The sequence below is a fragment of the Geodermatophilus amargosae genome (assembly GCF_900116515.1).
Lineage (GTDB): Bacteria > Actinomycetota > Actinomycetes > Mycobacteriales > Geodermatophilaceae > Geodermatophilus > Geodermatophilus amargosae.
Window position 1 is genome coordinate 419,240 of record NZ_FPBA01000002.1, and the last position, 17,309, is coordinate 436,548.

Here is a 17,309-nt window from a genome sequence, read left to right on the forward strand (position 1 = left end):
CGCTACCGGCTGCCTACGCTGGGGAGCGTGACGGCAGCGGCGGTGACCTCGCGGGACGCCGTCGCGCCCCTGTACAGCACCGTCGAACTGCCCGACTCCCCCGACCTGCTGGACCTGCTGCCCCGCGAGGGGGCGCTGTCCTGGGTGCGCCGCGGTGAGGGCCTGGTCGGCTGGGGCGAGGCCGACCGCCTCGAGGTCTCCGGCCCCGGTGCGCTGGCCGAGGCGGCCGCCTGGTGGGCCGAGCGCAGCGCCGGACCGGCCGCCGACGACGGCGTGGGCGTGCCCGGCTCCGGCCCGGTCGTGTTCGCCAGCATCGCGTTCGACCCGGCCGCGGGGACGTCGGTGTTCGTCGTCCCGGAGGTCGTGGTCGGCCGCCGCGGCGGCGTGGCGTGGGTGACCACCACCGGCGACGCCGACCCGCGCGACGTCCTGCCCTCCTCCCGCGAGCCGCTGCTCCCGCCGCCGTCCCGGCTCCGGTACGCCGACGGCGCCCTCGACCCGGCCACCTGGTGCGGCGCGGTCTCGGCCGCCGTGGGCCGCATCGGCGACGGCGACCTCGCCAAGGTGGTGCTGGCCCGCGACCTGCTGGTCACCGCCGACGTGCGGCTGGACCCGCGCCGGCTGCTCGACCGGCTGGCCGAGCGCTTCCCCGACTGCTGGACCTTCGCCGTCGACGGGCTGCTCGGCGCCACCCCCGAGCTGCTGCTGCGCCGCACCGGCCGGCAGCTGTCGGCGCGGGTGCTGGCCGGCACCGCCCCCCGTGGCGCGGGCGCCGAGGACGAGCGGCTGGCCGCGGGCCTGCTCTCCAGCGCCAAGGACCGTGCCGAGCACGCCCTCGCCGTCGACTCGCTGGTCCGGGCGCTGGACCCGTACTGCACCACGCTGTCGGTGCCCGACGGGCCCTCGCTGCTCACCCTCGCCAACGTCCGGCACCTGGCCACCGACGTCGTCGGGACCCAGCGCCGTTCGGGCGTGCGCGGGCGCGCCGGGCTGCTGGAGCTCGTCGACGCCGTCCACCCGACCGCCGCCGTCTGCGGCACGCCGCCGGACCGCGCCGCGGCGGTCATCGCCGGGCTCGAGGGCATGGACCGCGGCCGCTACGCCGGTCCGGTGGGCTGGCTCGACGGGCGCGGCGACGGGGAGTTCGGCCTGGCCCTGCGCTGTGCGCAGCTGAGCGACGAGGACCCGTGCTCGGCGCGGCTGTTCGCCGGCTGCGGCATCGTCGCCGGGTCCGACCCCGCCGCCGAGCTGGCCGAGACCCAGTCGAAGTTCGCCGCGTTCCAGGCCGCGCTGGAGAGCTGATGCGGCTGGTCCCGGACCTGCGCTGGGACCACAACGCGCACTACTGGCCGCTGCTGCTGCGCGCCCTGCCGGACCGCTGCGAGCGGGTGCTCGAGGTGGGCTGCGGTGCCGGCGACCTGGCCTGCGTCCTCGCCGGGCGGGCCGCCGCCGTGGACGCCGTCGACCGGTCGCCGGCGATGGTCGCGCTGGCCCGCGCGCGGGTGCCGTCGAACGTCCGCGTCGTCGAGGCCGACGTGCTGGCGGTGCCGCTCCCGGCGGACGGCTACGACGCCGTCGTCGGCGGGAGCGCGCTGCACCACCTGCCGCTCGACGAGGCACTGCGCACGCTCGCGGCCGCGGTGCGGCCCGGGGGTGTGCTGGCGATGGTGGCGCTGCCCCGCACGGACCTGCCGCGGGACCTGCCGGTCGAGGCGCTCGCCGCCGTCCTGGACCGGGTCGTGGGGCTCGGGCGCCGGGTCCGCGGCCGTCCGAGCAGCGGGACGCCCGGGATGCCGGTGCGGGACCCGGTGCTCACCACCCGCCAGGTGCGGTCGCGGGCGCGCGCGGTGCTGCCCGGCGTGCGGGTGCGCCGGCTGCTGTTCTGGCGGTACTCGCTGGTCCGGCGCCGCCCCGGCTGAGCGGCCCCCGGAGACGACGAGGGCCCCGGCCGCTCGCTGCGGCCGGGGCCCTCGTCGGGGTCGTGCGGGCTCAGCCCGCGTAGTTCACGTGCACGTGGTCGAAGTGGTTCGCGGTCACGCCGCCGCGGTCCTCCATCGGCTTCCACGAGCCGGTCGGCGAGGTGAGGATCCGCTGCTCCCAGATGACGTACTCGACGCCGAGCTCGTCCCAGTGGTCGACGTGGTACTGGGCGATCGCGTCGCCGAGGGCGGCGTCGGTCATGACCATGTAGTCCACGGCCAGGCCGGACGGGTGCCCGTTCGGGTCGACGGCGCTGGCGCGGGTGCCGCCGAGGGCGATGCCGGCGGCGCCTGGCACGTTGCTGACGACGGCGTCGGCCGCGGCCTGCGCCTGCGGCTTGATCGGGCCGGCGGTGTTGGTGATGCGGGCGGTCGCCGCCGTCGGGGCGACCTCGGGTGCGGCCTGGGCGAGCGGCGGGGTGGCGACCGGGGCCGAGTTGCCGGCCGCCGCCGCGGGAGCCGCCGGTGCCGCGGGCGCCTCCGGTGCCGCGGGCGCCTCCGGTGCCGCGGGAGCCGCCGGTGCCGCGGGCGCCTCCGGTGCCGCGGGCGCCTCGGCGGCCGGGCCGCTGACGGCCAGGACCTGCCCCGGGTGGATGCGGTTCGGGTTCGAGCCGATGACGTCGGCGTTGCGCTGGTACAGCTCGCGCCAGCTCTGCTGGTGGGCGGCGGCGATCTTCTTCACCGTGTCGCCCCAGCGGACCGTGTAGTCCTCGGTCGTGGCGTCGTCGGCCTCGGCGGCGGGTGCCTCGGCGGGCGCCGCGGCGGCGGGCTGCTCGGCGGGGGCGGCGGGTGCCTCGGCGGCGGCCGCGGTGGTGCCGGCGGCCAGGTGCCTCCCGCAGGAGCCCCACGCGCCGATGCCCTGCCCGGCGAGGACCGCCTCGGCGATCTGCACCTGCTGGGCGGGGGTGGCGAGGTCGGCGCGCGGGGCCAGGTCGGTGCCGCCGAACGCGGCCCAGGTCGACGGGCTGAACTGCAGGCCGCCGTAGTAGCCGTTGCCGGTGTTGGTGCTCCAGTCGCCACTGGACTCGCACTGGGCAACGCCGGACCAGTCGTGGTCGGCGGAGGCCGAGGCGGCGGGCGTGCTCAGGACGCCGAGCCCGACGGCCGCGGCGCCGGCGGCGACGGGGGCCTTGGCGATGACGGTCTTGGTGCGGACATAACGGGGTGCGCGGTGCTTGGCCATGGTGGTGATCTCCCGATCGCCGCCGGCGAGGTGAGCTGTCGGGTTCGGGCGATCGGTGCCCGGCCGCGGTCCGCGGCTTCACCCCGAGACGCGCTCGGACAGGCCCCCGTGGCCGTCGCGCGCCGGAAGTGGTTCCCCCACCCCTGCCCTGGGGAGTTGACGTGCGCGACCGGTGGGCAGGGTTTGGCGGACCGGCGCCGCGCTCTCTCGTTTGCTGAGCGCAGCCAAAACGTTACATATCGTCATGTGGACTGTCGTCGTGACGACGGTCACACCGCGGTTCGAGTGGGGCCGCGGGATACCGCGTGACGTCGGCGTGATCTCGCTCCCCCACCACCCCGGGAAACGGAACCCGCTGGTCGTGGCGTGCGGCGCCCCGACCACCGTCCCGTGCCGAACGCCCGGCCGACGGCCCGGACGGCCGGATCGCCGTGACGGGGGACACTCCGGCCAGGCCCCGTCTCCCAGGCCGACCTCCGCGGAGCCGTGCCGCGAGGACCCCATGCCGTCCCCGGTCCTGCCTAGGGTCCCCGCATGGACATGCGACTCGAGGTGATCGGCATCCCCGTGAGCGACGTCGAGGCCGCGAAGGCCTTCTACGTCGAGAAGGTCGGCTTCGGACTCGACCACGACGTGAGCCCGGCCCCTGGCATGCGGGTGGTGCAGATGACGCCGCCGGGCTCCCCCTGCTCGGTGGTCATCGGCGAGGGCATGCCCCTGGGCGAGCCCGGTACGACCAAGGGCGCGCAGCTCGTCGTCGAAGACGTCGACACCGTGCGCCGGCGGCTCGCGGAGCGCGGCGTCGAGATCAGCGAGGTCCAGCAGCTCGGTCCCGAGGGGTCCCCCGGCTCGCGGTTCGCGTTCTTCACCGACCCCGACGGGAACGGGTGGTCGCTCCAGGAGATGCGGCGCTCCTGAGGCCGCTCAGGCCAGCGCGCGGGTCGCGGCGTCGCGGAGGGAGGTGGCGAGGTCGGCCTCGGCGCGCTGGTCGGTGCGGACGACGACCACCCGGGGACCGCCGAGCGCCAGCGCGGCGGGCAGATCGGCTGCCGACGTCACCGGCGTCGCCTCCCACCCCATCGCCCGCGCGACGCCGACCAGGTCGCGGCCGTGCGGGGTGCCGAAGACCCGCTGGTAGTCGCGGACGTATGCCGGACCTCCCGGCTCGAGCTGGGCGAAGATCCCGCCGCCGTCGTTGTCGGGCACGACCACCGTGAGGTCCGGGCGCACCTCGCCGTCGCCGGTCAGCAGCCCCTGCAGGTCGTGCAGGAACGTGAGGTCGCCCATCAGCGCCACGGCCCGGCCGCCGTGCGCCAGCGCCGCCCCCACGGCCGTGGAGACCGTGCCGTCGATCCCGGCGACGCCGCGGTTGGCCAGGACGGTGAGGTCCCCGCGAGGCACGGCGAGCCGGTCGACGTCGCGCACCGGGGTCGAGGAGCCGAGCACGAGCAGCGCCCCGGCCGGCAGCGCGGCGACGACGTCGCGGGCCAGCCGGGCCGCGGTGAGACCCGCCTCGGCGCCGAGGGCGGCGTCGACGACGGCGCCCACCCGGCCGGCGGCCGCGCGCCAGGCGGCGGCCCAGTCGCCGCCGGACGGCGGGCCCGACGGCGGCGCGGCGCGGGTCACCAGGGAGGCCGAGCGGCCGGCGTCGGGCCAGCGCGGCGTGCCGACCACCGTCTCGACGCGCACCCGCGGGTCGGCCAGCAGCGCCGACACCGGCCGGGACAGCGTCGGCCGGCCCACGACCACCACGCGCTCGGGCCGGTGCGCGTCCAGCCAGCCGGGGGCGCCGAGCAGCAGCGCCCCGCCGCGGACGGCGTCGTCGGTCCAGGCCCCGCCGCTGGGCTCGGCCACGACCGGCCAGCCGGCCGCGGCGGCACCGGTGGCCCAGGCGCGGCCGGTGGCCGGCGGCCCGTCGCCGGCGACGACGAGCGTGCGCGGCCCCTCCCCGATGGGCCCGGCCGGGGCCGGGGCGCCCGCCCCCGCGGTCCACGGGGCGCCGTCGTCCCGGCCGGTCCACGGGCCCTCCAGCACCGGCTCCCCGTCGGGCAGCAGCGGGTCGCGGAAGGGCAGGTTCAGCTGCACGGGGCCGGGGTCGCCGGACAGCGCGCCGGTGGCCGCCAGCAGCGCCCGCGACACCACCGAGCGCCAGTAGCGGTTCTGGGCCGCCTCGCGCCCGGCCTCGGGCACGCCGACGTCGGCCGCCCAGCGCACCGCGTCGCCGTAGAGCCCGGGCTGCTCGATCGTCTGGTTGGCGCCGGTCGCGCGCAGCTCCGGCGGGCGGTCGGCGGTCAGTGCGACCAGCGGCACCCCGCTGACGTCGGCCTCGAGCACCGCGGCGTGCAGGTGGGCGGTCGCCGTCCCCGACGTGGTGAGCACCGGCACCGCCCGGCCGGAGGCGCGGGCGAGGCCGAGTGCGAGGAAGGACGCCGTCCGCTCGTCGATGCGCACGTGCAGCCGCAGCCGCCCGTCCCGCTCGGCGGCGGCGAGCGCGAGGGCGACCGGCGCCGAGCGCGACCCGGGCGCGACGACGGCGTCGCGGACCCCGCCGCGGACCAGCTCGTCGACCAGCACGCGGGCCAGCGCGGTGGAGGGGTTCACGCGGCGAGCACCGCGGCCAGCCGCTGTGTCCAGCGCGCGGTCACGTCGTCCGGGGCCGGGACGTCGGCCAGCCGGCCGGGGTCGGGCCGGGTCACCGGCAGCGCGCCGTCGACCGGCAGGAGGGAGGCGTCGGTGACGTCGCCGTCGAGCAGCGCGACGGTGGCCAGGCCGCAGGCGAAGGGCAGCTCCGGGAGCGCGGCGGCGAGTGCCACGCCCGCGGCGATGCCCACCGAGGACTCCAGCGCGGAGGAGACCACGCACGGCAGGCCGTGCGCCTCGGCCACGCGCAGCGCCGCGCGCACCCCGCCCAGCGGCTGCACCTTGAGGACGACGACGTCGCCGGCCTCCCGCAGGTCGACGCCTAGCGGGTCGTCGGCCCGGCGCACGCCCTCGTCGACGGCCACGCGGACGTCGACCCGGCGGCGCAGCGCGGCGAGCTGGAGGAGGGTGGCGCAGGGCTGCTCGACGTACTCGAGGCCCACCCGGTCCAGCTCACGGATCCGCGCCACCGCGGTGTCGACGTCCCAGGCGGCGTTGGCGTCCACCCGCACCGCACCCGCAGGGCCGAGCGCGTCGCGGACGGCCTCCACGCGGGCCAGGTCGTCCGCGGCGGACTGACCCGGCTCGGCCACCTTGACCTTCGCCGTCCGGCAGCCCGACGCCGTCACGATCGCGTGCGCCCGCTCGGCGTCCACGGCGGGGACCGTCACGTTGACCGGCACGGAGGAGCGCACCGGCGCGGGCCATCCCTCCAGCGCCGCCTCGGCCGCGGCGGGCCACCAGCGCCGGCTCTCGGTCACGCCGTAGTCCCAGAACGGGGAGAACTCGCCCCAGCCGGCCGGCCCGTGCACCAGCACGCCGTCGCGGACGTCGATGCCGCGGAAGCGGGTGCGCATGGGCACCGACCACACCGCCACCCGGTCGATCCCCGCGGGGAGGCGGGCGACGGTGATCACGCCCGCCAGCGTATGGCCCTCCTGCAGGGGCCCGCTGCGAGCCCGCGAGCAGCGGGGGCAGGAGGGCCCTCCCACGTACCCTCGTTCGACGTGCCCCGGCAGCTGACCGTCCTCCCCGCGCCGGACTCCCCCGACGCCGTGCTCGGCACCGTGCTGCCCGCCGTCCGCGCCGCGCTCGACGGCACCGCGCCGCTGGCCGTCCTCCCGTCGGGACCGGCCGCGGCCGCGGCGCGCGAGGTCCTCGCGCCCGGTGAGCCGCTCGAGGACGGCGCCGACCTCGTCGTCGTCACCTCCGGGTCGACCGGTGGCGGGCGGGGGGTGCTGCTCCCGGCGTCGGCACTGGCCGCCTCGGCCGGCGTCACCGCCGACCGGCTCGGCGGGCCGGGCGCCTGGCTGCTCACACTGCCGGTGTCGGCGATCGCCGGGCTGCAGGTGCTGGTGCGCTCGGTCCTCGCCGGGACCGTCCCGACCGCGCCGGCGCCCGGTGAGGACCTGGCCGCGGCGGTCGCCCGGATGCCCACCGGCCGCCGCTACACCGCGATGGTCCCCACCCAACTGCGCCGGTACCTCCACCGCGAGCCGGAGGCGTTGCGCGCGTTCGACGCGGTCCTCGTGGGCGGCGCGGCCACCGACCCCGCTCTGCTGGCACGGGCCCGCGAGGCCGGCGTCGCCGCGGTGACCACCTACGGCATGACCGAGACCGCCGGCGGCTGCGTCTACGACGGCGTCCCGCTCGGCGGCGTGCGCGTCCGCGTGACCGGGGACGGGATCGTCGTCGGCGGCCCGGTCCTGGCCCTGGGCTACCGGCGCGATCCGGAGGGCACGGCCACCGCGTTCGCCGGCGGGGAGTTCCGCACCCGCGACGCCGGCTCGCTCGGCCCCGACGGGCGGCTCACCGTCCTCGGCCGGCTCGACGACGTCGTGGTGACCGGCGGGGTCAACGTGGCTCCCCAGGCGGTCGAGGGCGCACTGCGCGAGCACCCGGCCGTCGCCGACGCCGTCGTCTTCGGCCGGCCCGACGACGAGTGGGGGCAGCGGGTGGTGGCCGCCGTCGTCCCGGTGCCCGGTGCCGCGCCCGACCTCGCGGCGCTGCGACCCTGGGTGGCCGAGCGGCTGGGCGGCCCGTCGGCGCCCCGTGAGCTGCACCTGATCGGGTCGGTGCCCACGCTGCACACCGGCAAGCCCGACCGCCGCGGCGTGGCCGCCCGGCTCGCGCGCGACGGTGGCCTCCCTGCGGGGTCCCGTGCCGAGCTCGCGGGGCGCGGGGGGCAGGGGGGTCCTTCGTGATGGCGACGCCCGCGCAGTGGGTCGCCGGCGCCCGGCCCCGCACCCTGCCCGCGGCCCTGGCGCCGGTCGTCGTGGGCACCGGCGCCGCGGCCGCGCTCGGCGGCTTCCGGCTCGTGCCCGCCCTGCTGGCACTGCTGGTCGCGCTCGCGCTGCAGGTGGCGGTCAACTACGCCAACGACCACTCCGACGGCAAGCGCGGCACCGACTCCGACCGGGTCGGGCCCATGCGGCTGGTCGGCTCCGGGGCGGCGTCGGCCCGGTCGGTCCTCGTCGCGGCGCTGCTGGCCTTCGCCGTCGCGGGGGTGGCGGGGCTGGTGCTGGCGGCGCTGTCGAGCTGGTGGCTCGTCGCCGTCGGCGCGGTGTGCATCGCCGCCGCCTGGACCTACACCGGCGGCCCGCTGCCCTACGGGTACCGGGCGCTGGGCGAGGTCTTCGTCTTCGTCTTCTTCGGCCCGGTCGCCGTCGCCGGGACGACGTTCGTGCAGACCGGCCGGGTCGAGGGGCTGGCGCTGGGCGCCGCGGTGCCGGTCGGGCTGCTGTCGACGGCGCTCCTGGTGGTCAACAACCTGCGCGACGTCGAGGGGGACGCCCGGGTGGGCAAGCGCACGCTCGCGGTGCTGCTCGGCGACCGCGCGACCCGGGTGTTCTACGTCGGGCTGCTCGCGGTCGCGTTCGGCGTCGTCGTCGCCATCGGGGTCGGGCGTCCCTGGGCGCTGCTCGCGCTGGTCGCCGTCCCCTTGGCCGTGCCGCCGTCGCGGGTGGTGCTCTCCGGCGGGCGCGGGCCGGCGCTGATCGCCGCGCTGCAGGCCACCGGGCTGCTCACCCTCGCCACCGGCGTGCTCCTGGGCGCGGGCCTGGCGCTGTCGGGGTGAGCGGGGCTCAGGCGGCTCTCTCGCCCGGGATGTCGCCCGACAGGCGGGCGCGCAGCTCCTCCTTGCGGGCGCGGCGGGCGAGGCTGCGGGCGGCCAGGCCCTCGGTCAGCCGGTCGCGCACCGGGCGCAGCAGCACCAGCGAGACCGGCATCGACAGCAGCAGGCCGAACAGCAGCGCCGGGAAGCCGGGCAGCCCGACCAGCCAGATGAGCGCGATGAGGGCGGCGGCGATGACCAGCCGGCCCAGCGTGTAGGCGAGCAGCCACGGCACGATCCGCGGCGGCGTCGCGGGGCCGCCGGTGGGGGCGCCCGGGGTGGTGCTCTCGGCCATGCTGCTGTCCTCCTGCGTGCGGTCGGGCGTCATCCCGTCCGGCCCTCCCACTTGGTGGAGAGCACGACGGTCGTGCGGGTGCGGGCGACGCCCTCGATCCTGTTCAACGCGTTGATGGCGGCCTCCAGTGCCGGGATGTCGGTCACCCGGACCTTGAGCACGTAGCCCTCGCTGCCGGCGACCCGCCAGCAGTCCTCGACCCCGGGCATCTCCCGCAGCGCCGCCTCGACGCCGGTGTCGTCGACGGCGTCGCTCTCGATCACCCCGACGAGCGCGGTGACGTCCAGTCCCAGGGCCGCCGGGTCGACGACGGCACGGTAGCCGGTGATGACCCCGGCGGCCTCCAGCTTGCCGACGCGCTCGTGCACGGCGGGCGCGGAGAGCCCGACCTGCCGGGCCAGCTCGGCGTAGCTGGCGCGGCCGTTGGCACGCAGCAGGTCGATCAGCTGCCGGTCCACGGCGTCGATGGGGCGCTCCGTCCTGGTCGTCCGCGGCCCTGGGCGGAGACCGCTCCCCCGAGTATCCCCACGCTCGTACGCTGGGCGGGAGGGACGCTCTCGAGGAGGGGAAGCCGGGTGCCGGTCGTGCTGCTGGTGGTGGCGTTGATGGTGGTCGTGCTCGTCGTGCGGGCGACGGCCGCCGCCGGCAGCGAGGTGCGCGGGCCACGGCCCGCGCGTCGCCCGCGGACCTCGGGCACGGCCCGCCCTGCGGCACCCGACGACGACCCGGAGTTCCTCCGCGAGCTCGCCCGCCGCGTCCGCCGCGACGACTCCCCCGCCTGACGCGGCCCCCGGCCCCGCGGCGGGGTCCCGCCGCCGGCCTACGCGCGGCGGGGGCAGCGGGGTCCTGCGACCAGGTGGCCCTCCGACCAGGCGGCCCTCCGACCAGGCGGCCCTCCGACCAGGCGGCCCTCCGACCAGGCGGCCCTCCGACCAGGCGGCCCTCCGACCAGGCGGCCCTGCGACTAGGCGGCGTGGCCGCCGAAGAGGCGCCGCCAGCCGCGCGGCCCGGGCGGTTCGGGTTCGCCGTCGGAGACCGTCCCCGGCACGGCCGGGACGGCCGTCATGCGCGCGGTCGCGTCGGCCTCGCCGGCTGCGAGACCCTGGTCGACGGGGCCCTGGTCGACGGGGCCCTGGTCGGCGGCGGCCTGGTCGGAGGCCTGCTCGACGAGGCCGTCGCCGGCGGTGCCCTGGTCGGTCGAGCCGGGCCAGCCGAGCCCGCCGCCGGTGGTGGTGTCCCCGGGCCAGCCCAGGTCGCCCTCGGTCCCCTGGGCCGTCGCCGAAACGGCGTCCGGGGCGTGCCGGGTGGTCGGCGCGGCGGCGCGGGAGGCCAGCGCCGCCGCCACGATCGGGTCGGTCCCGGCATCCTCCGCGGCGGCGTGCCTACCCACGACGGCCCTCCCGGCGTGCGCCCCCCGTGCGTGCGGTCATGGCGACAAGTGGAGCACGCAGAGGGCGCCCAGGCCGCCCATCCCCTGGATGCGAGGGACAGGAGGGGACTGCTGGGACGGGCGGGGCGAGATTCAGTTGACGCCGCCGTAGCTGTGCAGCCCCGACGACACCATGTTTACGTAGAGCAGGTTGAAGACCATCACGCCGAGGCCGACGACGTTGACCCACGCCGCGGGGCGCCCGCGCCAGCCGGCGGTCGTCCGGGCGTGCAGGTAGGCGGCGTAGACGACCCACGCGATGAACGCCCACGTCTCCTTGGGGTCCCAGCCCCAGAAGCGGCCCCAGGCGCTCTCGGCCCAGATGGCACCGGCGATGACGGCGAAGGTCCAGATCGGGAAGCCGAAGACGGCGGTGCGGTGCGCGACGCGGTCCAGCGTGGCGGCCGAGGGGATCCGGGCGACCAGCCGCGACGACGACGCGTCGCCCCCGCGGGCCTCGAACCGGCTGCGGACCAGGTACAGCACGCTGGCGATGCCGCTGACGAAGAAGACGCCGAAGCCGAGGATCGCCGTCGTCACGTGCACGGCCAGCCAGCTCGAGCGCAGCGCCGCCACCAGCGGGGCACCCTCGACGTAGAGGAACAGCCCGATCGCGACCAGGCTGACCACGACCGGCGCGAGGACGAACATCCCCAGGTGCCGCAGGCCCGGCGAGCGGACGGCGAGCACGACGAAGGCCACGACGGCGACCAGCACGACCGCGGTGGCGAACTCGTACATGTTGCCCCAGGGCAGCCGGTCGACGGCGAGCCCGCGGGCGACCAGGACCCCGGCGTGGGTGAGCGCGCCGAGGACGGTGAGGAGCATCGCCACCTGCCCCCAGCGGCGCACCGCCGGGGGGTCGTCCAGGGCGGGCGTGTCCGGGGTGTGCGCGTCCGGGCCGGCCGGCTCGTCGGCCGGGGCTCCGGCGCCGACCAGCGCGCGGGCGGGCGCCGGACGGCGGCCGAAGGCCAGCTGGGCGCAGAAGGCGACGACGGCCAGCGAGTACAGGCCGACGCTGGCGGAGAACAGGGTGTCCGACAGTCCGGACAACTGGTCGGCGGTCACTCGGGTGTGCCTCCGGTCTGGGGTGCGGCCCCGGACGGGGCGCGGGTCGTGGCACGGGCGGCCAGGGCCGCCCGCAGGTCGTCGGTCAGCGCCGTGAAGCGCGGTGCGCTGTCGCCGCTGCCGCGCGCCAGCGCACCGACCTCGAGGACGGTACCGCCGTCGTCCGGCCGGCCGGTGGTGCGTACGAAGACCCGCTCCCGGCGCAGCAGCAGCATGCCGAGCAGGCCGGCGAGCACCGCGATCGCCGCGGCGAGCACCCACACCTGTCCCGGGTCGTGCGAGAACTGCAGGGCGGCGAACTCCTTGTAGCCGCTGAGGGTCACCGACGTCCCGTCGGGGAGGGTCAGCGACTCCCCGACCGACAGGTTGCCCCGGGCGACCTCGCTGAGCCGGCCGCGCTCGATCTGCGAGGCGTCCAGCGAGTACACCGACTGCGGCAGGCCCGAGTCCAGGCCGAGGTAACCCTGGTAGGCCACGATCGCCACCTGCGGTGCGAGCGGGCGCGGGTCGATCGAGGTCAGGATGCCGCCCTGCACCAGCCCGGTGGGCGCGAAGAAGCCCTGCAGCGCCAGCTGGTCGTCGGTGCCGGCGCCGAGGTCGGGGAGCTTGAGCGCGCCCTCGCTGGCCATCGTGCGCTGGTCGGTGGGCAGGAACGGGTTCGAGACGTCGTCGAAGCTCGTCCCGTCGGGGAGGGTGACGGTGAATGTCGGGCTGAACCCGTGGCCGGTGACGTAGACGCGGTCGCCGTCGATGCGCAGCGGGTCGTTGACGCCGATCGTCGTGGGCCGGCCCTCCTCGCCGGGAGCGCCGTAGGTGATGTCGGCGGTGAACGAGGAGGCGGTGAGGTCCTCCTCGTACTCGGCGCGGAAGTCGCCGAGGCCCACGCAGATCGGCGTCAGGTCGCTGCCCTCGACCAGCGCGCCGGAGGAGTGGGTGTCGTACTGCTGGAAGGAGTTGCAGAACCGCTGGCCCTCGGTGACCAGGATGCTGCCCTCGTAGCCCCAGAGCTTGCCGCCGGCCAGCGCCAGCAGCAGGCCGACGAGGGCGAGGTGGAAGACCAGGTTGCCGGTCTCCTTGAGCGCGCCCTTCTCGGCCGACAGCTCGGCGGCGCCGTTCCGCTCGCGCCGGACGACGCGGTAGCGGCGGACGCGCAGCTCCTCCTCGACCGTGTCGAGGACGTCGGCGGCCGGCAGCGCGGTGGCCAGCTGCGCGGAGTCGGGCAGGCGGGTCAGCCGGCGCGGCGCGGGCGGGGGCGCGGCACGCAGCGCACGGGCGTGCTCGAGGGCGCGCGGCAGCACGCAGCCGATGAGCGAGACGAACAGCAGCAGGTAGACCGCGGCGAACCACGGCGAGCTGAACACGTCGAAGAGGTAGAACCGGTCGAGCACCGGCGCGAGCGTCGGGTGGTCGGCGAAGTACTGGCTGACGTTGCTCTGCGACAGCGAGCGCTGCGGCAGCAGCGAGCCGGGGATGGCGGCCAGCGCGAGCAGGAACAGCAGGATGATCGCCGTCCGCATCGCGGTCAGCCGCCGCCACTGGCGCAGCAAGAACCCGCCGGTGCGGCGCAGCGCGGACGGGCGGGCCGGCGGGGTGGGTGCTGCCTCCGGCCGCGGCGGCGCGGTGATCGTCACAGCGGGGTCGCCTCCCCCAGCCCGGTGACGGCCAGCCAGGACCGCAGCCAGGACATCATCTCGGTCCAGGCGCCGGTGACCAGGAGCAGGCCGACCACGACGAGCACCGCACCGCCGAAGCGGGTGACCCCGCGGGCGTGCCGGCGCAGGAACGTCGTCGCCCCGACGGCCCAGCGTGCGCCGAGCGCCACGAGCACGAAGGGCACGCCCAGGCCCAGGCAGTAGGCGACCGACAGCAGCGCGCCGCGGCCGGCGGTCGCCTCGGTGTAGGCCAGCGAGTAGACCGCCGACAGGGTCGGGCCCAGGCACGGCGTCCAGCCCAGCCCGAAGACGACGCCGAGCAGCGGGGCGCCGGCCAGCCCGGCCGCCGGACGCACCGACAGGCGAGCGGTGCGCTGGAGGAACGGCAGCCAGCCGAGGAAGCCGAGGCCGACCAGGATGACGACGGCGCCCATGACCCGGGTGATGACGTCGTCGTACTGGACGAGCAGCCGGCCCAGCCCGCCGAACGCGGCGCCGGCGGCGACGAAGACGGCGGTGAAGCCGAGGACGAACAGCAGCGCGCCGAGCACCATGCGCCCGCGCGGAGGGCGCTCGTCGGTGCGGACGGCGGTGGCGGTCGCGGTGCCACCGCCCGCCGCGGGGGCCGGGGCGGGCGCCGTGCGGGCACCGCTGCCGACCAGCCCGGTGACGTAGGACAGGTAGCCGGGCACCAGCGGGAGCACGCAGGGCGAGGCGAAGCTGACCAGCCCCGCCAGCGCGGCGACCGCGGCGGCCACCAGCAGCGGGCCGTCGGTCACCAGGTCGCGGATGCCGTCCACTCAGCCCTCCCCGAGCAGCCGGTCGAGGACGGCCCGCAGGTCGTCCTGCGCCACCTCGCCGGTGTAGACGGCGGCCACCCGGCCCTCGCGGTCGAGCACGATGGTGGACGGGATCGCGTTGGCCGGGTAGTCCCGGAACGCCAGCGCGACCTCGCCGGCGGGGTCGTAGAGCGAGGGGAACTCGATGCCCTCGCTGTCGACGAACGCCTGCGCGAACTGCTCGTCGGTCTCCTTGACGTTGAGCCCCACGAAGGCGACGTCCTCGTCGCGGACCTCGGTGTAGACCTCCTGGAACTGCGGCGTCTCCACCCGGCAGGGCGGGCACCAGGAGCCCCAGAAGTTGAGGACGGCGACCTGCCCGGCCAGCTCGTCGGAGTCCCAGTCGCCGCCGCCGAGCAGCGTGCCGCCGAAGTCGGGCGCGGACTCGCGGTCGCCCTCCGGGATCACCTCACCGGCCGGGGTGGCCGCGACGAAGCGGAACTGTCCGCCGTTGCTGACGTCGACGGCGCCGGCGCCGGTGCTGCAGCCGGTGAGCAGCGCGGCGGACGCGAGGACGGCGGGGAGCACGCGCCTCATGCGCCGGGGACCGCGTCGGGGTCGGTGGCACCCGCGGGCTCGGCGTAGCCGATGTGCGCGACCCGGTCGCCCTCGTAGGTCACCGAGGTGACGCTGGCCAGCCCGCACTGCCGCCGTCGTGGGTCGTGGGCGTACCGCCTGCCCTCGAGGTGCAGGCGCAGGGTCCAGATCGGCAGCTGGTGGCTCACGCAGACCGCCGCGCTGCCGCGCGCGGCGTCGCGGGCGGACTCGACGGCGAGCAGCATCCGCGCGGCGATCTCCACGTAGGGCTCGCCCCACGACGGCCGCACCGGGTTGCGCAGCTTCCACCAGTCCCGCGGGCGGCGGGCCACCCCGGCACCGCCGCCGACCTTCGTGCCCTCGAAGGCGTTGCCGGCCTCGATCAGCCGCTCGTCGACGGCGACCGGCAGGTCCAGCGCGTCGGCGATCGGCGCGGCGGTCTGCCGGGCGCGCTCGAGCGGGCTGGAGACCAGGTGCGTGACGTCGCGGCCGGTGAACCACTCCGCGGCGCGGCGGGCCATGTCCTCGCCGGCCTCGGACAGCCGGAAGCCGGGCAGCCGGCCGTAGAGCACGCCGGTGGGGTTGAACACCTCCCCGTGCCGGAGCAGGTGCACGACGGTCGTCTCCATCAGGGCTGCAGCTCCTGGGCGTCCTCGGCATCCGCGGGGTGCGGGGCGTCGGCGGGGTCGGCGGCCGCGGCGGCGCGGGCGGCGGCGGGCAGGGCGTCGAGCACCCTCTCCACGGCCTCGTCGTCCATCGCGGCGCTGACGAACCAGGACTCGAACGCCGACGGCGGCAGGTACACGCCGCGGGCGAGCATCTCGTGGAAGAAGGCCCGGTGCGCCGCGGTGTCCTGCGTGCGGGCGTCGTCGTAGTCGTGCACCTGGCGCTCGTCGGGGACGAAGAAGACGGAGAACATCGAGCCGGCCTGCTGCACGCGGTGGGGGACGCCCGCGGCGAACAGGGCCGCGCTGGCCGCGCCGCGCAGGGTGACCGCGACCTGGTCGCAGCGCGCGTAGACGTCGTCGGTGCACAGCCGCAGCGTGGTGAGCCCGGCGGCGACGGCCACCGGGTTCCCGGACAGCGTGCCGGCCTGGTACACCGGCCCGATCGGGGCCAGCTGCTCCATCAGGTCGGCGCGGCCGCCGAACGCCGCGGCCGGCAGCCCGCCGCCCATGACCTTGCCGAAGGTCATCAGGTCGGCGTCGACGGGGTCGAGGCCGTACCAGCCCGAGCGGGACACCCGGAAGCCGGTCATGACCTCGTCGAGGAGCAGCAGCGCGCCGTGCTCGGCGGTGATCCGGCGCAGCGCGGCGTTGAAGCCGTCCCGCGGCGGGACGACGCCCATGTTGCCGGGCGCGGCCTCGCTGACGACGACGGCGATGTCGGACCCGCGCTCCGCGAAGACCGCCTCGACCGCGGCGACGTCGTTGTAGGGCAGCACGATCGTGTCGGCGGCCGCGCCGGTGGTGACCCCGGGGGTGTCGGGCAGGCCGAGCGTGGCGACGCCGGAGCCGGCCGAGGCCAGCAGCGCGTCGACGTGGCCGTGGTAGCAGCCGGCGAACTTGACCACCAACGACCGGCCGGTGGCGCCGCGGGCCAGCCGCAGCGCGGAGAGCACCGCCTCGGTGCCGGAGTTGACCAGCCGCACCCTCTCGACCGGGGCGACGCGGTCGACGATCTCCTGCGCGAGGTCGAGCTCGCCCTCGGTGGGCGTGCCGAAGGAGAACCCGCGGCGGGCGGCCGCGGTGACCGCCTCGACGACGACGGGGTGGCCGTGGCCGAGGATCATCGGCCCCCACGAGGAGACCAGGTCCACGTAGCGGCGGCCGTCGGCGTCGGTGAGCCAGGGGCCCTGCCCCTCCGCCATGAACCGGGGCGTGCCGCCGACGGCGCGGAAGGCCCGCACCGGCGAGTTCACCCCGCCGGGGGTGACGCGCTGCGCGCGGGCGAACAGGTCGGCGGAGACGGGTGCCGTGTAGTCGTACCGCGTCGTGTCCAGCGAGGTCACGGCCCCAGTGTCCTCCTGTTCCCCGGGCGGCCGTCGGGGGTGTCGGGCCCCGCGCCGTGTGACACTCCGCTCTCCGGCGCGGTGCTCGACGACGCCGTGCTCCCCGGCGCATGGTCGAGCAGCGCGGCGGACAGGGCCGCCGGGTCGCGGGTGGGCACGAGCACGGTGCGCCCGTCGGTCAGCCGCAGCGGCAGCCCGGTCCGTCCGCGGGGCAGCGACCAGCCGCCGCCGAGGACGGGGGCGCCGGCGTCGACCCCCGCCGTCCCCTCGCGGACCGCGCGGAGGTGGGCGGCGTCGACGTCGGCCAGCGGCACCCGCTCGCGGCCCACGGACAACGCTCGGTCGGGACCGGCGCCGGCGACCCGCACCGTCCACACCCGGCGGGCCGCCGAGCAGCCGAAGGCGACGATCCCCGGCACCGCGACGACGGCGAGGACCCACAGCAGTGGCGGCACGTCGGGGCCGGGCAGGACCACGTCCAGGACCACGAGGAGCCCGAGGACCCCGGCGACCAGCCACAGCGGCCGCCAGGAGCCCCCGGGCTCGACGTACGTCATCGGCGGC

19 protein-coding genes and 1 riboswitch are annotated in these 17,309 nt (G+C 77.2%); of the genes, 6 read left to right on the forward strand and 13 right to left on the reverse strand.

Annotated elements, in window-relative coordinates:
- Positions 1-27 precede the first annotated feature (27 nt).
- Both BM414_RS04690 and BM414_RS04695 read left to right on the forward strand, forming a co-directional pair.
- Positions 28-1,302 carry an isochorismate synthase gene (locus BM414_RS04690; protein WP_093578243.1) on the forward strand — a complete coding sequence of 425 codons (1,275 nt, stop codon included), beginning with the start codon at positions 28-30 and terminating at the stop codon, positions 1,300-1,302.
- Positions 1,302-1,919, forward strand: a complete 618-nt coding sequence (locus tag BM414_RS04695; protein ID WP_093578244.1) for a class I SAM-dependent methyltransferase — start codon at positions 1,302-1,304, stop codon at positions 1,917-1,919. Before BM414_RS04690 ends, BM414_RS04695 begins: the two co-directional genes overlap by 1 nt.
- Positions 1,920-1,989: 70 nt before the next feature.
- Here the strand turns inward: BM414_RS04695 and BM414_RS31280 are convergent, their stop codons facing one another.
- The gene (locus BM414_RS31280; RefSeq protein WP_093578245.1) at positions 1,990-3,162 is read right to left on the reverse strand and encodes a LysM peptidoglycan-binding domain-containing protein; all 1,173 of its coding nucleotides are present in this window, start codon (positions 3,160-3,162) and stop codon (positions 1,990-1,992) included.
- A 5-nt stretch (positions 3,163-3,167) separates the two neighbouring features.
- A riboswitch (cyclic di-AMP (ydaO/yuaA leader) is annotated at positions 3,168-3,334 on the reverse strand.
- 362 nt (positions 3,335-3,696) lie between these two features.
- Between BM414_RS31280 and BM414_RS04705 the strand changes: the two genes are divergently transcribed.
- Positions 3,697-4,080 carry a VOC family protein gene (locus BM414_RS04705; RefSeq protein WP_093578246.1) on the forward strand — a complete coding sequence of 128 codons (384 nt, stop codon included), beginning with the start codon at positions 3,697-3,699 and terminating at the stop codon, positions 4,078-4,080.
- Positions 4,081-4,086: 6 nt separating this feature from the next.
- Here the strand turns inward: BM414_RS04705 and menD are convergent, their stop codons facing one another.
- A complete protein-coding gene (menD, locus tag BM414_RS04710) occupies positions 4,087-5,763 on the reverse strand; it encodes a 2-succinyl-5-enolpyruvyl-6-hydroxy-3-cyclohexene-1-carboxylic-acid synthase (protein ID WP_093578247.1) in 1,677 nt (558 codons plus the stop codon).
- Positions 5,760-6,719: an o-succinylbenzoate synthase gene (locus BM414_RS04715; RefSeq protein WP_245784478.1), complete on the reverse strand. Its 960-nt coding sequence runs from the start codon at positions 6,717-6,719 to the stop codon at positions 5,760-5,762. The genes menD and BM414_RS04715 overlap by 4 nt, the downstream gene beginning before the upstream one ends.
- Positions 6,720-6,809: 90 nt before the next feature.
- Between BM414_RS04715 and menE the strand changes: the two genes are divergently transcribed.
- Together menE and BM414_RS04725 are read left to right on the forward strand one after the other, a co-directional pair.
- A complete protein-coding gene (gene menE / locus BM414_RS04720) occupies positions 6,810-8,006 on the forward strand; it encodes an o-succinylbenzoate--CoA ligase (RefSeq protein WP_245784479.1) in 1,197 nt (398 codons plus the stop codon).
- Positions 8,006-8,878, forward strand: a complete 873-nt coding sequence (locus BM414_RS04725; RefSeq protein WP_093578249.1) for a 1,4-dihydroxy-2-naphthoate polyprenyltransferase — start codon at positions 8,006-8,008, stop codon at positions 8,876-8,878. Before menE ends, BM414_RS04725 begins: the two co-directional genes overlap by 1 nt.
- A gap of 7 nt (positions 8,879-8,885) precedes the next feature.
- Here BM414_RS04725 and BM414_RS04730 read toward each other — a convergent pair whose 3' ends face one another.
- Together BM414_RS04730 and BM414_RS04735 are read right to left on the reverse strand one after the other, a co-directional pair.
- Entirely contained in the window at positions 8,886-9,209 is a 324-nt protein-coding gene (locus tag BM414_RS04730) for a DUF4229 domain-containing protein (RefSeq protein WP_093578384.1), read from the reverse strand.
- Positions 9,210-9,238: 29 nt separating this feature from the next.
- Positions 9,239-9,667 (reverse strand): Lrp/AsnC family transcriptional regulator, encoded by a 429-nt coding sequence (locus tag BM414_RS04735; RefSeq protein ID WP_217644543.1) that lies wholly within the window; start codon positions 9,665-9,667, stop codon positions 9,239-9,241.
- Between the two features lie 117 nt (positions 9,668-9,784).
- Between BM414_RS04735 and BM414_RS04740 the strand changes: the two genes are divergently transcribed.
- Positions 9,785-9,991: a hypothetical protein gene (locus tag BM414_RS04740; protein WP_093578251.1), complete on the forward strand. Its 207-nt coding sequence runs from the start codon at positions 9,785-9,787 to the stop codon at positions 9,989-9,991.
- Between the two features lie 182 nt (positions 9,992-10,173).
- Here the strand turns inward: BM414_RS04740 and BM414_RS04745 are convergent, their stop codons facing one another.
- The 8 genes from BM414_RS04745 to BM414_RS04780 form a co-directional block, all read right to left on the reverse strand.
- Positions 10,174-10,599 carry a hypothetical protein gene (locus BM414_RS04745; RefSeq protein ID WP_093578252.1) on the reverse strand — a complete coding sequence of 142 codons (426 nt, stop codon included), beginning with the start codon at positions 10,597-10,599 and terminating at the stop codon, positions 10,174-10,176.
- A gap of 132 nt (positions 10,600-10,731) precedes the next feature.
- Complete coding sequence (gene ccsB, locus BM414_RS04750) at positions 10,732-11,706, reverse strand: c-type cytochrome biogenesis protein CcsB (RefSeq protein ID WP_093578253.1); 975 nt, start codon at positions 11,704-11,706, stop codon at positions 10,732-10,734.
- Positions 11,703-13,337, reverse strand: coding sequence for a cytochrome c biogenesis protein ResB (gene resB, locus BM414_RS04755; RefSeq protein WP_093578254.1), 1,635 nt, complete (start codon positions 13,335-13,337; stop codon positions 11,703-11,705). Before resB ends, ccsB begins: the two co-directional genes overlap by 4 nt.
- Positions 13,334-14,158 carry a cytochrome c biogenesis CcdA family protein gene (locus BM414_RS04760; RefSeq protein ID WP_175551413.1) on the reverse strand — a complete coding sequence of 275 codons (825 nt, stop codon included), beginning with the start codon at positions 14,156-14,158 and terminating at the stop codon, positions 13,334-13,336. Before BM414_RS04760 ends, resB begins: the two co-directional genes overlap by 4 nt.
- Complete coding sequence (locus BM414_RS04765) at positions 14,159-14,734, reverse strand: TlpA family protein disulfide reductase (protein WP_093578255.1); 576 nt, start codon at positions 14,732-14,734, stop codon at positions 14,159-14,161.
- The gene (locus tag BM414_RS04770) at positions 14,731-15,363 is read right to left on the reverse strand and encodes a histidine phosphatase family protein (RefSeq protein WP_093578256.1); all 633 of its coding nucleotides are present in this window, start codon (positions 15,361-15,363) and stop codon (positions 14,731-14,733) included. The genes BM414_RS04765 and BM414_RS04770 overlap by 4 nt, the downstream gene beginning before the upstream one ends.
- Entirely contained in the window at positions 15,363-16,745 is a 1,383-nt protein-coding gene (hemL, locus tag BM414_RS04775; protein WP_093578257.1) for a glutamate-1-semialdehyde 2,1-aminomutase, read from the reverse strand. Before hemL ends, BM414_RS04770 begins: the two co-directional genes overlap by 1 nt.
- A complete protein-coding gene (locus tag BM414_RS04780) occupies positions 16,742-17,302 on the reverse strand; it encodes a hypothetical protein (protein WP_245784480.1) in 561 nt (186 codons plus the stop codon). The genes hemL and BM414_RS04780 overlap by 4 nt, the downstream gene beginning before the upstream one ends.
- Positions 17,303-17,309 lie beyond the last annotated feature (7 nt).

What these genes read in the sequence shown, in the direction of transcription:
- BM414_RS31280 (WP_093578245.1), bottom strand. Translation starts at nt 3,162, where the DNA reads ATGGCCAAGCACCGCGCACCCCGTTATGTCCGCACCAAGACCGTCATC.
- BM414_RS04695 (WP_093578244.1), top strand. Translation starts at nt 1,302, where the DNA reads ATGCGGCTGGTCCCGGACCTGCGCTGGGACCACAACGCGCACTACTGG.
- BM414_RS04765 (WP_093578255.1), bottom strand. Translation starts at nt 14,734, where the DNA reads ATGAGGCGCGTGCTCCCCGCCGTCCTCGCGTCCGCCGCGCTGCTCACC.
- BM414_RS04730 (WP_093578384.1), bottom strand. Translation starts at nt 9,209, where the DNA reads ATGGCCGAGAGCACCACCCCGGGCGCCCCCACCGGCGGCCCCGCGACG.
- BM414_RS04725 (WP_093578249.1), top strand. Translation starts at nt 8,006, where the DNA reads ATGGCGACGCCCGCGCAGTGGGTCGCCGGCGCCCGGCCCCGCACCCTG.
- BM414_RS04705 (WP_093578246.1), top strand. Translation starts at nt 3,697, where the DNA reads ATGGACATGCGACTCGAGGTGATCGGCATCCCCGTGAGCGACGTCGAG.
- BM414_RS04780 (WP_245784480.1), bottom strand. Translation starts at nt 17,302, where the DNA reads ATGACGTACGTCGAGCCCGGGGGCTCCTGGCGGCCGCTGTGGCTGGTC.
- BM414_RS04770 (WP_093578256.1), bottom strand. Translation starts at nt 15,363, where the DNA reads ATGGAGACGACCGTCGTGCACCTGCTCCGGCACGGGGAGGTGTTCAAC.